Annotated in this window: 10 protein-coding genes; 4 read left to right on the top strand and 6 right to left on the bottom strand. The window is 69.3% G+C overall.

Annotated elements, in window-relative coordinates; translation table 11 throughout:
• Window position 1: 1 nt before the first annotated feature.
• The 3 genes from kdpC to ACIPV5_RS04225 are packed head-to-tail and all read left to right on the top strand — an operon-like array spanning window position 2 to window position 3,806.
• Window positions 2-601, top strand: a complete 600-nt coding sequence (gene kdpC, locus ACIPV5_RS04235; RefSeq protein ID WP_400339932.1) for a potassium-transporting ATPase subunit KdpC — start codon at window positions 2-4, stop codon at window positions 599-601.
• Between the two features lie 14 nt (window positions 602-615).
• A complete protein-coding gene (locus tag ACIPV5_RS04230; protein ID WP_072592186.1) occupies window positions 616-3,138 on the top strand; it encodes an ATP-binding protein in 2,523 nt (840 codons plus the stop codon).
• Window positions 3,135-3,806, top strand: a complete 672-nt coding sequence (locus ACIPV5_RS04225) for a response regulator (protein ID WP_400339930.1) — start codon at window positions 3,135-3,137, stop codon at window positions 3,804-3,806. Before ACIPV5_RS04230 ends, ACIPV5_RS04225 begins: the two co-directional genes overlap by 4 nt.
• Window positions 3,807-3,935: 129 nt before the next feature.
• On the opposite strand, the gene ACIPV5_RS04220 is transcribed toward ACIPV5_RS04225, so the two are convergent.
• Together ACIPV5_RS04220 and ACIPV5_RS04215 are read right to left on the bottom strand one after the other, a co-directional pair.
• Window positions 3,936-4,730, bottom strand: a complete 795-nt coding sequence (locus ACIPV5_RS04220) for a TspO/MBR family protein (RefSeq protein ID WP_320489601.1) — start codon at window positions 4,728-4,730, stop codon at window positions 3,936-3,938.
• Window positions 4,731-4,828: 98 nt separating this feature from the next.
• Window positions 4,829-5,392 (bottom strand): TetR/AcrR family transcriptional regulator, encoded by a 564-nt coding sequence (locus ACIPV5_RS04215; RefSeq protein WP_056277669.1) that lies wholly within the window; start codon window positions 5,390-5,392, stop codon window positions 4,829-4,831.
• Between the two features lie 94 nt (window positions 5,393-5,486).
• On the opposite strand from ACIPV5_RS04215, the gene ACIPV5_RS04210 reads away from it, so the two are divergent.
• On the top strand, window positions 5,487-6,329 hold the full coding sequence (locus ACIPV5_RS04210; RefSeq protein WP_056276350.1) for an alpha/beta fold hydrolase: 843 nt from the start codon (window positions 5,487-5,489) through the stop codon (window positions 6,327-6,329).
• 63 nt (window positions 6,330-6,392) lie between these two features.
• Here ACIPV5_RS04210 and ACIPV5_RS04205 read toward each other — a convergent pair whose 3' ends face one another.
• From ACIPV5_RS04205 to ACIPV5_RS04190, 4 genes are all read right to left on the bottom strand, one after another.
• Window positions 6,393-9,167: a glycosyl hydrolase 53 family protein gene (locus ACIPV5_RS04205; RefSeq protein WP_400339927.1), complete on the bottom strand. Its 2,775-nt coding sequence runs from the start codon at window positions 9,165-9,167 to the stop codon at window positions 6,393-6,395.
• Between the two features lie 29 nt (window positions 9,168-9,196).
• Entirely contained in the window at window positions 9,197-10,108 is a 912-nt protein-coding gene (locus tag ACIPV5_RS04200; protein ID WP_053098533.1) for a sugar ABC transporter permease, read from the bottom strand.
• Window positions 10,108-11,730, bottom strand: coding sequence for an ABC transporter permease subunit (locus ACIPV5_RS04195; RefSeq protein ID WP_072590577.1), 1,623 nt, complete (start codon window positions 11,728-11,730; stop codon window positions 10,108-10,110). Before ACIPV5_RS04195 ends, ACIPV5_RS04200 begins: the two co-directional genes overlap by 1 nt.
• A gap of 64 nt (window positions 11,731-11,794) precedes the next feature.
• Window positions 11,795-13,021, bottom strand: coding sequence for an extracellular solute-binding protein (locus tag ACIPV5_RS04190; RefSeq protein WP_400339924.1), 1,227 nt, complete (start codon window positions 13,019-13,021; stop codon window positions 11,795-11,797).
• Window positions 13,022-13,125 lie beyond the last annotated feature (104 nt).

Raw genomic sequence — 13,125 nt, 5'->3', positions numbered from 1 at the left:
CATGTCCTCCTCCCGCACCGTCGCCCGCACCACCGGCGTCGCCATCCGCGCGATGCTCGTGCTCACCCTCGTGCTCGGCGTCGGCTACACGCTCGTCGTCACCGGCATCGGTCAGCTGCTGCTGCCGTTCCAGGCGAACGGCTCGCCGCTGGGCGACGACAAGGGCAGCTCGCTGATCGGTCAGTCCTTCACGGATGCCGACGGCGACGCGCTGCCCGAGTACTTCCAGGCGCGTCCGTCGGCCGCCGGTGACGGCTACGACGGGGCCGCGTCCGGCGGCAGCAACCTGGGACCGGAGAACCCCGACCTCGTCGCGGCGATCGACGAGCGCCAGGCGGCCATCGCCGAGCGCGAGGGTGTGAGCACGGATGCCGTGCCGGCCGACGCTGTGACGGCATCCGGATCCGGCCTCGACCCGCACATCAGCGTCGCGTACGCGCTGCTGCAGGTGCCGCGGGTGGCGGGCGAGCGCGACCTGCCCGCGCAGCAGGTGCGCGACCTCGTGGAGTCTAGGATTCAAGGGCGGGATCTGGGATTCCTCGGCGAAGAACGCATCAACGTCGCCGAACTCAATCTCGCGCTCGATGAGCAGGAGGGCTGATGACGGCAGAGCGGATGCCGCGGCGCGGCCGACTCCGCGTGCTGCTCGGCGCAGCCCCCGGTGTCGGCAAGACCTTCGAGATGCTGGTCGAAGGGCGTCGGCTGCTCGACGAGGGCCGCGACGTCGTGATCGCGATCGTCGAGACGCATGAGCGCGCGGCGACCGCCGCGCAGACCATCGGCATCCCCGAGGTCCCCCGTCGCACCGATCTGCACCGGGGCGTGCCGCTCAGCGAGATGGACCTGGATGCCGTTCTCGCACGCCGACCCGAGATCGCGCTGGTCGACGAACTCGCGCACACCAACACCCCCGGCTCGCAGAACCCGAAGCGCTGGCAGGACGTCGGTGCGCTGCTCGACGCGGGTATCGACGTCGTCACGACGGTGAACGTGCAGCACATCGAGTCGCTGAACGCGGTGGTCGAGAAGATCACCGGCATCGCGCAGCAGGAGACGATCCCGGATGCCGTGGTGCGCGCCGCCGACGAGATCGAGGTCGTCGACCTGGCGCCGCAGTCGCTGCGCGACCGTCTCTCCGCCGGACTCGTCTATCCGGCGGAGCGGATCGACGCGGCCCTGTCCAACTACTTCCGTCTGGGCAACCTCACGGCTCTGCGTGAACTCGCGCTCCTGTGGCTCGCCGACGAGGTCGACAGCGCGCTGCGCAGCTACCGGGCCGACCACGGCATCGAGGGCACCTGGCAGGCGCGCGAGCGCGTGGTCGTCGCCCTCACCGGCGGACCCGAGGGCGAGACGCTGCTGCGCCGAGGGGCCCGCATCGCCGCACGCTCGGCCGGCGGCGAACTGCTCGCCGTACATGTGGCTGCGCAGGACGGACTGCGCGATGAGACCCCCGGCGCCCTCGCCGCGCAGCGGTCGCTCGTCGAATCCCTCGGCGGCAGCTTCCACCAGATCATCGGCGACGACATCCCCGGCACGCTCGTCGAGTTCGCCCACGGGGCGGATGCCACTCAGCTCGTGATCGGTGTCAGCCGGCGTGGGCGTCTCGCGGCGGCGCTGACGGGACCGGGCATCGGCTCGGAGGTCATCCGCCGCTCCGGCGACATCGACGTGCACATCGTCACCCACGCCGCCGCGGGCGGCCGCGTCGCACTCCCCCGCATCACCGGCGGCGCCCTCGGCTGGCGACGTCAAGCGCTCGGGTTCGCACTGGCGCTCGTCGTCGGCCCGCTGCTCTCGTGGGCGATGTTCGCGTTCCGCAGCCCCGAGTCCATCACGGTCGAAGTGCTCGCCTTCCAGCTGCTCGTCGTGATCGTGGCCCTGGTGGGAGGCGTGCGGCCTGCCGTCTTCGCGGCGGTGCTGTCGGGCATCACCCTCGACTTCCTGTTCGTCGCCCCGCTCTTCACCATCACGATCGCGCACCCGCTGCACGTGCTCGCCCTCGCGCTGTACGTGACCATCGCCATCCTCGTCAGCATCATCGTCGACCAGGCCGCCCGACGAGCCCGCACCGCCCAGCGCGCCGCCGCTGAGGCAGAGCTGCTCGCGGCCGTGGCCGGCAACGTGCTGCGCGGCGACAACGCGGTGCTCGCCCTCGTCAGCCGCACGCGCGAGGCGTTCGGACTCACCGGCGTCCGCCTGCTCACCGCCGACGGCGAGGTGCTCGCCAGCGACGGCGAACCCGTGCCCGACGGACGCGCCACGACCATCCCGGTCGGTGCCGGAGGATCGGCACCCGCCGTGCTCGAGCTGCACGGCGAACCCCTCGACACCCCCGCCCGACGCCTGCTCGACGCGATCGTCGCGCAGCTGGCGGCGGCCATCGAGCACACCGACCTGCGTGCCACGGCGCGCGAGGTCGCTGCCCTCGCCGAGACCGACCAGGTGCGCAGCGCCCTGCTCTCGGCGGTCAGCCACGACCTGCGCCGCCCTCTGGCCTCGGCCGTCGCCGCGATCGGCGGACTCCGCGGGGCGCACGCGCTGTCGGCATCCGATCGGGAAGAGCTGCTCGCGACGGCCGACGAGAGCCTCGCGACCCTGTCGTCGCTCGTGACCGACCTGCTCGACGTCAGCCGGGTGCAGGCCGGAGTGCTCGCCGTCTCGACCATGCGGCTCGATGTCGCCGGCCCCGTGCTCGCTGCCGTCGACGAACTCGGCCTCGGGCCGTCGGATGTCGAGCTCGCGCTCGATGCCCGGCTGCCCGCCGTCTCGGCCGATCCGGTGCTGCTGCAGCGAGTGCTCGTCAACGTCATCGCGAACGCCCACCGTCACGCGCCCGCCGACAGCCGGGTGATCGTCTCGACGAGCACGATCGGCGACCACGCCGAGATCCGCATCATCGACCGCGGTGCCGGCGTTCCCGCCGAGAAGCGCGACGAGATCTTCCAGCCGTTCCAGCGCCTCGGCGACACCGACAACACCACCGGCCTCGGCCTCGGCCTCGCCCTCTCGCGCGGATTCGCCGAGGGCATGGGCGGTACCCTGACACCCGAGGACACCCCCGGCGGTGGACTCACCATGGTCATCTCGCTGCCCCTCGCAGCAGAGCCCGACATCATGCAGGAGGAGACGGAGTGAAGCTCCTCATCGCCGACGACGACCCGCAGATGGTGCGCGCACTGCGCATCACCCTCGCCGCCCACGGGTACGAGGTGGTGGTCGCCCCCGACGGCGCGGCCGCCGTAGCCGTCGCCGCACAGACTCACCCCGACCTCATCATGCTCGACCTCGGCATGCCGCGGCTCGACGGCATCGAGGTGATCCAGGCGCTGCGCGGCTGGACGACCGTGCCGATCATCGTCGTGTCGGGTCGCACCGGGTCCGCCGACAAGGTCGAGGCCCTGGATGCCGGAGCCGACGACTTCGTCACCAAGCCCTTCCAGGTCGACGAGCTGCTCGCGCGGCTGCGGGCGCTGTCTCGTCGGGCGGTGCCCGCGGGCGGGGAATCCACCGTCGGATTCGGCGATGTGGTGGTCGACCTCGCGACGAAGACGGTCACCCGGGCGGGTGCGCGCGTGCACCTGACACCGACCGAATGGCGCATGCTCGAGCACCTGGCCCGGCATCCCGGAGCCCTGGTCACCCGGCAGGATCTGCTCAAGGAGATCTGGGGCAGCAAACAGGTCTCCGATTCGGGTTACCTGCGGCTGTACATGTCGCAGTTGCGCAAGAAGCTCGAGGCCGAGCCCAGCGCGCCCGTGCATCTGCTCACCGAGTCGGGCATGGGCTACCGGCTCGTCCTCTGAGACCTCTGCCATTCTCGTCATTCTCGGTTCACAACTCAGCATGAGCTGCTGTCAACCGACGGAATCGGCGGGTTCACCTCGTCGCACGCACGATCTGTGCTGAGTTGTGAACGCCGACCGAGCGCAGAGTCAGAGGGCGATGTCGGCGCGAGGGCGGCGCAGCACTCCCCAGACACCCGCGGCGACGAGGGCGACCGCGACGACGATCGCGGCGATCGCGGTCACGGTGCTCTCGGGTTCGCCGGTCAGACGACCGACGGCGAGCCATCCGAGACCCCATGCGGTCGCGAGGGCAGGGGCGATGCGCTTGGTGACGAGGGCGCTGGCAACCCCGATCACGAGCACGACCACGAGCACGGCGACCGCCCAGATCTCGGCCTGATCAGCCCAGCTCTCGGGCGCGATCTGCGTGAGCCAGGCAGTGGTGTTCGCGACCGTCGCGATGGTGACCCAGCCGAAGTGCAGGCCGTTCGCGCCGTCGACGACGATGCGCTCGGGCCAGGTGCGGGCACGGCTGCGGCCGAGGATCACGATGACGCGGGCGAGGGTCGCGAGCAGCAGGGCGATCACGATGACCGTCAGCGGCAGCGACAGGAACTGCGCCGTCACGAGCCAGAGCCCGTTGAGGATCATCGACGCGGCGATCCATCCGCCGACAGCTCGCTGGCGCTCATCCGCCCGCTGCGCCGGAAGCGCCTGCCACACCGTGTAGGCGATGAGGCCGATGTAGATCAGCGACCAGATCGAGAAGGCGGGGCCGGCCGGCGCGAGGTATGAGCCCTGCGCCGAGAGCGCTCCATCCTGCAGCTCGCTGACCGAGGTTCCGCCGAAGGCACCGGATCCGACGGCCGCTGCGATGAGCATGAAGGTGGCCGAGGCGATGATGATCGTCTGGCGGGCGATGTCCTGCGTCCGGGAGTCCATGCTCGCAACATACGCGCGCGAGGGCGCAAACGCACCAGCCTTGACACCGGGATGCATAAACGCTAGCCAAGCTAGCTAAATCCGCTCTCCCGTTGCGGTCAGGCGGCGACGGCGGCGTCGATCAGCACTTCGGCGGCGTTGCGCGCCTGCACGGCGACCTGCGGGTCGGCGGCGATCGCCGCGGTGCTCTGCGCACCCTCGGCGAGGATCGACAGCTGCGCGGCGAGGGATGCCGGCGCTCCGGCCGCCACGACGAGGTCGGCCATGTACGCCTGGAACGACGCCTTGTGATCGCGCACGATCTCGGCCACCTCGGGATTCGTGCCACCGAGCTCGCCGAACGCGTTGATGAACGCGCAGCCGCGGAAGTCGTCAGTGCAGAACCAGTCCTCGAGATATCCGTAGACAGCGAGCAGGCGTTCACGGGGGTCTGCCCCGGCATCCGCCACGGCTCCCGTGAGTCCCGATTCCCACTCTCGGTGCTTGCGCGCGAGGACGGCCGTGACGATGTCGGTCTTGGATGGGAACAGGGCATAGAGGCGACGCAGCGACACGCCGGCCGCAGCCCGCAGCTCATCCATGCCGACGGCCGCGTATCCCTTGCGGTAGTAGAGCTCGTCGGCCGCCGCGAGGATCTGTTCACGCACTGTGTCGTCGGTCATCACCCCAGTGTACTTGACATGAGAACGAGCGTTCTCTACAGTGAAAACATCAGCGAGAACGACCGTTCTCACCGGACCGAAAAGGATCAGGACCATGGGCTACATCACCGTCGGAAACGAGAACAGCACCCCGATCGAGCTCTACTACGAAGACCAGGGATCGGGTCAGCCCGTCGTCCTGATCCACGGGTACCCGCTGAACGGCCACAGCTGGGAGCGCCAGACCCGTGAGCTGCTCGCTCAGGGCTACCGCGTCATCACCTACGACCGCCGCGGTTTCGGCCAGTCCTCGAAGGTCGGCACCGGATACGACTACGACACCTTCGCCGCAGACCTCAACACCGTGCTCGAGACCCTCGACCTGCGCGACGTCGTGCTCGTCGGCTTCTCGATGGGCACCGGAGAGCTCGCCCGCTATGTCGGCACCTACGGTCACGAGCGGGTCGCCAAGCTCGCCTTCCTCGCCTCGCTCGAGCCGTTCCTCGTGCAGCGCGATGACAACCCCGAGGGCGTGCCGCAGGAGGTCTTCGACGGCATCGAGGCTGCAGCCAAGGGCGACCGCTACGCGTGGTTCACCGACTTCTACAACAACTTCTACAACCTCGACGAGAACCTCGGCAGCCGCATCAGCCAGCAGGTCGTCGACGCCAACTGGAACCTCTCGGTCACCAGCGCCCCGGTCGCGGCCTACGCGGTCGTCCCGAGCTGGATCGAGGACTTCCGCGGCGACGTCGACGCCGTGCGCGACGCCGGCAAGCCCACCCTGATCCTGCACGGCACGAAGGACAACATCCTTCCGATCGACGCCACCGCCCGCCGGTTCCACCAGGCCGTGCCCGCCGCGACCTACGTCGAGGTCGAGGGCGCACCCCACGGTCTGCTCTGGACCCACGCCGACGAGGTCAACGCCGCGCTGAAGGACTTCCTCAGCAAGTAGTCCGCGAACGGCCCGAGAGCCCGGCATCCGCCTCAGGATGTCGGGCTCTCGGACGTGTTGACGTCAGCGCTTGACCGCCACCGTGAGCGTCTTGCTCTGGGTGCTCCCGGCCGCGTTCACGAACTCGACACGGTAGGTGTGCTTCCCCACCGCGCGATCAGCGACCGGCACCGTCACCCGCTGCGCGGCGGGGCTGTTCGCGACCATGTCGCCCTCGGAGATCAGCATGCCGTCCTCATACAGGCGATACGAGGTCGCATTGGTGCCCCACCACATGTCGGCGGCGAGAGTGTATGAGCCGTCGCCGTCCCAGTTGTCGGCCGAGAGCACGGGCGTGCCGGGCGCGGCATCCTTCACCGTCACCGTCACGGTCTTCACCGCCGTCACACCGCGCGAATTGACCAGCTCGCCACTGTAGACGTACGAGCCATTCGTCTTGCCGGTCACGGCGATCTGCGCGCTCTGCGCGGAGGTTCCCCCGAAGGTGAGCGGCACGGTCTTGATCAGCACACCGTTCTCGAACACCCGCAGCTTCGTGGCGTTCTGCCCCCACCACAGGTTCATGGTGAGCGTGAAGTCGCCGTCGAGCAGCCCCGTATCGTGACCGTTGTCGTGCGACAGCACTCCGCGAGCGGGCGCGGTGGTCGCCGCATCCTGAAGCAGGAGCGCGTCGACTGCGGCAGCCAGTGCGTCCAGCGCCCCCGTGACCGCTGACGCACTCGGACTCGCGGCAGCCAGCACGATGTCGGCGCGAGCGACCGCTCCGGGCAACGCGACGGTCGACGACTCGACATAGGCATCGAGGTTGAGAGCCGCGGCCGCATCGCGCCGCTCTCGCAGCTGCGAGGTGTCGGCACCGGGCACCGGTTCGCGCACGAGTTCGAGATCGTCGATCGTCCCCCACGCCCCCGCCGGAAGCATCGCGGAGACCCGCACGACAGCCGTGCCGTCAGCGCCCACCTGCAGCGCTTCGGTCGTCGGCGTCGACCACACCCGCCAGCCGTCGAAGCCGAACGCCGCAGCGGCGCCGGCGACGGACGCAGACGACAGCGACAGCGACGCACGCCCGTCGGCACCCTCCCCGTCGCCCTGCAGCGATGCCCGTGCGACATACGACCCCGCGGGCAGTCCGGAGACCGTCTGCGAGAGATCGAACGAGTATCCGGCACCCGCATAGAAGTGCGCCGAGTGCGTGCCGCTCCGAGGGTCCTCCCACGCGCGCAGCGTGAGTCCCGATCCGGTGACGCTCCACATGCTCGTGTCCGCGTCCTCGAATCCGGGGTTGCGCAGGTAGTTGCGCGCCGAGACGGTGACGGTGGCCGACGCCGCTAAGCCGGCATCCGTCGCGCCCGAGATCACGTACTCGCCGGCGCCCTCGATGAATCCGGCCGCCGACGACCAGGTGACGGGCTGCTGCTCCGACGACCCGTCGTTGTAGAGCACCGTGACCTCGTCGGGCAGCTCGACGGCATCGCCCTCGGTCACCTGCAGCGCGACCGCCTGCACCGACTCGACGGCCCGCGGGGCCTGGGCGCCGGTGCGCACGTACGAGAAGATGTTCAGCGCATCGGATGCCGTGCCGTCGAAGCCGAACAGCGCCTGGTTGTCCCACGCCGATCCGCCGAACCAGTGCCCCGCGTCCTCGGGCTCGTACTCGCCGGCGAAGCTCGACGCCCAGCCCGATCCGTCGCGCTCCCACAGCGTTCTGTTCTGCTCGAGCTGTGCGGGCGGACCCACCGGCAGCCATGCGGGCTCCCAGTAGTAGACGCCGAGCCCCGCCTCACCCACGTCGGCGACGGCCTGCACGACCGCGCGCACGGCATCGGCCTGACCCTGCACGCTCACCGGGTACTGCGTCGCCTCGGACGCCAGGTCGACGACGTTGCCGTGACCGTCTCCGTCGTCGAGCGTGAACGCCCACGAGGTCTCGGCGACCATGACCTTCTTGCCGTAGGTCTCGGCGACATGCGAGAGCACGGCCGTGAGGTTCTCGGGAGTCCCGTGCCAGAACGGGTAGTACGACGACGCGAACACGTCGTAGTCGACGTCGCGGCGCTCGAGCTGCGCGGCGACGTCGGCGTAGAACCCGGCGCGCTCGGGGTTGGTGAAGTGCAGGGCGACGAGCGTGTCCGGCGCCTCGGCCCGCACGGCGGCGGAACCGGCCGAGAACACCTTCGCCATGTCATCCCAGCCGCGCACTCCGGCGACTCCGCCGTTCGTCTCATTGCCGACCTGCACCATGCGGAGATCGACACCCGCATCGACCAGGCGACGCACCGCATCGCGCGTGAAGGCACCCACCTCGGTCGCCACCTGGTCGGCGGTCATCCCCTCCCACGCCTTGGGCGCCTGCTGCTTCGCGGGGTCGGCCCAGAAGTCGGAGTAGTGGAAGTCGACGAGCACGCCGAGGCCGGCATCCGTCGCTCGCTGCGAGATCTCGATCGCCCGATCGACGTCGACATCGCCCCCGCCGTAGCCGTTGCCGTTCGCGTCGAACGGGTCGTTCCAGACGCGCACGCGGACGTCGGTGACCCCGGCGTCCGCGAGGATCTCGAACAGGTCGCCCGGCGCGCCCTGGGCGTCGCGGAACACCACCCCCGACTCCTCGAGCGACAGCACCGACGAGACGTCGACGCCGCCGATGAAGTCGTCCGGCAGGTTCTCGACCCGGGGGACGGTGATGGTGGCATCCACCGGCCCGTCGACCGAGACAGCCGCAGGCGCGAGAGCGGATGCCGCCGGCGAGGCGGCCGACGCCGGCAGCGCGACGCCGATCAGGGCGACGGCGGTGACCGTGGCCAGGGCGGTGGAGAGAAGGGAACGCGTGCGACGGTGCATGACGGCCTTTCGAGCGGTGGAGGTGCGGATCAGCCCTTGACGGATCCCTGGGTGAGCCCGCCCACGATGTACTTCTGCAGCGAGAAGAACAGCGCGAGCACGGGCACGGCGGCGACCACGACGCCGGCGGCGAAGAGCCCCCAGCGTGAGGTCAGCTGGTTCGAGACCCACTGGTACATGCCGACGGCGAGGGTCCAGTTGTCCTCGGACGTGAGGATGATCTTCGACAGGATGAAGTCGCCGAACGCCGCGAGGAACGCGAGCAGGGCGACGACCGCGAGGATCGGCACGACCAGCGGCATGATGAGCCGCCAGAAGATCTGCGCGTGGCTGGCCCCGTCGATCTTCGCCGACTCGTCGATCTCGACGGGGATCGTGTTGAAGAACCCGTACATCAGGAAGGTGTTCGCGCCGAGCGCGCCACCGAGGTACACGCAGATCAGGGCGATCTTCGAGTTGATGCCGAGCGCCGGCACGACGTCGCCGATCGTCTGCAGCATCAGGAAGATCGCGATGAACGCGAGCGCCTGCGGGAACATCTGCAGCACGAGCAGGGTGGTGAGGCTGGCGCGTCGTCCGCTGAACCGGAACCGGGAGAACGCGTACGCGCCGCAGGCGCCCATGAGCACCGAGCCGACTGCGGTGACACCGCCGATCAGCAGGGTGTTGCCGAACCAGACCCAGTAGCGGGATTCACCCAGAGCGATGTAGTTCGCCGGGTCGAACGCGCTGAACAGCGCACTGGATGCCGCAAGGCTGCCGTTCGGGTTGAGCGAGGCCGAGAGGACGTAGACGAGCGGGAACGCGGCGAAGAACAGCACGCCGGCGGCGAGGATGTACTTCCAGCCGACCTCGCCCCACCATCGACGCCGACGTGCACCCGCGCGCGCGGCCTCGGCATCCTTCGATGAACCGGTCACGATGACTCTGGTCTCACTCATCACTGGTACTCCTCGAGCTTGCGGGTCTGTCGGAAGCTCAGCGCTGAGATGAGACCGACCACGATGAAGGCGATGATCGACAGCGCACTCGCGAGGCCGTAGTCGGCCGCACCACCCGAGACGCCTGAGACGTCGTAGATGGCCGAGACGAGGATGTCGGTCGAACCCAGTGCGTAGGGCGCTCCGGCGATCGCCGGCCCGCCGTTGTTGAAGGTGTAGATGACGGTGAAGTTGTTGAACGCCACCGCGAACGAGGCGATCAGCAGCGGAGCGGTCGAGACGAGCAGCAGCGGCAGCACGATGGCGCGGAAGCGCTGCAGCTTGTTGGCCCCGTCGATCTCGGCGGCCTCGAGCGTCTCGCCGGGGAGCGACTGCAGGGCTCCGGTGCAGACGAGGAACCAGTAGGGGTAGCTCAGCCAGACGTTGACGAAGATCACCGCCGCCCGGGTCAGCCACGGGTCGCCGAGCCAGTTGATCTGCGACCCGAAGAAGAACAGGTCGTTGATGACGCCGAACTCGGCGTTGAACATGCCGCGGAACAGCAGCGCGGCCATGAACGCGGGAAACGCGTAGGGCAGGATGAACAGCGCTCGCAGGAATCGGCGGCCCTTGACCCGCGGGTCGTTGTAGACGATCGCGAGGCCGAGCCCCACGGCGAAGCTGAGGACGACCGAGAGGATCGCGAACGCGAAGGTCCAGACGGTCACGCTCAGCAGAGTGCCCGCGAGATTCGCGTCGGTGAAGAGCTTCAGGAAGTTGGCGAAGCCGACGTTGACCGACCAGCCCGTCGGCAGCGCCGTGCCGTCCTCGGCCACGAACGCGCCGAGTTCTGTGGCGGTGTAGACCGTGCCCGACTGCGTGTCCGTGATGGTCTGCGCCTCGGCATCCCACACGAGCGTCGGTTCGTACACCGAGCCGGTCGAGCCCTCCCGTGTGCGGATGGAGCCGTCGTTCGGGTCGTCCGACACGGGCACCCTGAGGTCCTTGATGGTCGCGCCGAGTGCCGGATCGGTCAGCACGGTCGCCCTCGGGACGACCTCCCACCCGGGCACCTCGCTGGGGGCGCCGGTCGCGCCGATCTCGGCACCGGATGCGGTGGTCAGCGGCTCGGTGGCCGAGCCGACCTGCACGTCGCCGTCGTCATCGACGATCGCGAAGCCGAGCTCTGCGCCGCGCTGCACGATCGACAGCGGGTAGTCGGACGAGCCCTCGATGCGGCGCTCGCCCTGGATCAGTGCGGCCTCGACCGCCTGCTCCTGGGTGCCGACGTGACCGGTGCCGTAGTTCGTGAAGGCGATGTAGGCCGTGTAGCCGAAGATGAAGATCTGGAAGACGAGCAGGAAGATCAGCCCGGGCAGCAGGTACTTCAGCGGCAGCGCCCTGCGGGTGAAGTACACCCAGTCGGCGATGATCACCAGCAGCACGACGACGCCGAGCACGATCCACGACTCGGCGCTCCAGGCCGAGATGGCCGTCATGATGCCGAAGGCGTTGACCAGCGCCATGAGCGCGAGCTTGATGAGGAAGCCCCAGCCGAGGCCGCGGAAGCGGCGGGCATGGGACTCGCGCGAGGGCTTCACCACGGGAGTGGGCGCCTCGGCGGGCGGTGCCTGGATCGTCATGTGTGCGTCCTGTCTGAGGATCGCAGGACGGGGAGGGGTTCGGGCCCCTCCCCGTCCGGCGGGGTCAGCCGGCGAGGGTCGTCTCGAGGTCGGCGACCATGGTGTTCCACGTCGACACCGGGTCGGCGCCGTTGATGATCTGCGCCTGCGCGGCGTTCCACAGGTCCCAGACGGAGCCCATCTCGGGGATCGACGGCATCGGGACGCCGGTCTGCGCCGAGGCCACGAATCCGGCCGTGATCGGGTCGGACGACACCTCTTCGGCGAGCGTGGTCCACGCCGGGATGCGCGGGTCGGCCTCGTACAGCGCGCGCTGCGCGTCTTCGGTGCTGAGGTAGTTCACGAGGAACTCCTGCGCGAGCAGCGCGTTCTTGCTCTTGCTCGAGAGGTAGAAGCCCTGCACGCCGACGAACGGCGCAGCGGTCTCGCCACCCGCAGACGGGATCGGGTTCACGGCGACGTTGACGCCCTCGAACGCGCTGATGGCCCACGGGCCCTGGATCGTGTACGGGGCCTTGCCCGACGCGAACAGCTCGTTGTTGATGTCGTAGTCGACCGTGGTCGAGATGTAGCCGGTGCCGTTCGACCCGTTGGCTCCGAGCCACGTGGCGAACGCCTCGCCGGGCGCGCCGCCCATGCCGACCTCGCTCGTGTACGAGCCGGTGTCGTCCTGCACGAAGACGGGGGCGCCGAACGAGGTCTGCAGTCCGTACATCGTGTATCCGTCGCCGGTCTCGCCACCCGTGTTGATGACGAACGGGCGCTCGGTGCCGGCGGCGACGCCCTTGGCGATCATGTCGTCCCAGCTGGCGGGAGCCTCCGCGCCGACCAGGTCGACGTTCTGCACGAGGGCGATGGTCTCGAGCGAGTACGGCATCGCATACAGCTGACCGTCGTACGTCATGGCGTCGAGCGCGACCTGCTCGAACTCCGACGCCTTGTCGCCCAGGTCGATCGTGTCGACGACACCGGCCGCGACGAGCGCGCCGAGCCAGTCGTGGGCGCCGACCGTGATGTCGGGGCCCTCTCCGGTCGGGACCTGTGCGATGAAGTCGTTGCGGAGGTCCTCGAAGTTCTTCTGCACGAGGGTGACCTTCGCGCCGGTCTCCTCCTCGAACGCCTCTGCGGCGGCGGTGATCGCGGCTTCGCGCTCGGCGTCCGTCCAGATGACGAGTTCCGCGCCGTCGCCGGATGCGGCGTCGTCGCCGCCTTCGGGTGCGCCGGCGGAGCAGCCCGCGAGGACCACGGCCGCGGCCAGAGCGAGTGCGCCGACTCCGATGTGCTTGCGCATGCGTTTTCCTATCTGTCGTGGCCGACGATGCGCTGCGCGTCATCGCGACCGGTGAGTGGGTGGTGCTGGGTGAAGCGGGTGGTGCGGGGTGAAGCGGTTCGTGC

Source organism: Microbacterium sp. NPDC090014 (assembly GCF_044748285.1).
Lineage (GTDB): Bacteria > Actinomycetota > Actinomycetes > Actinomycetales > Microbacteriaceae > Microbacterium.
Note: the sequence above shows the minus strand (reverse complement) of the source record. Positions and strands in the feature narration are given on the sequence as shown.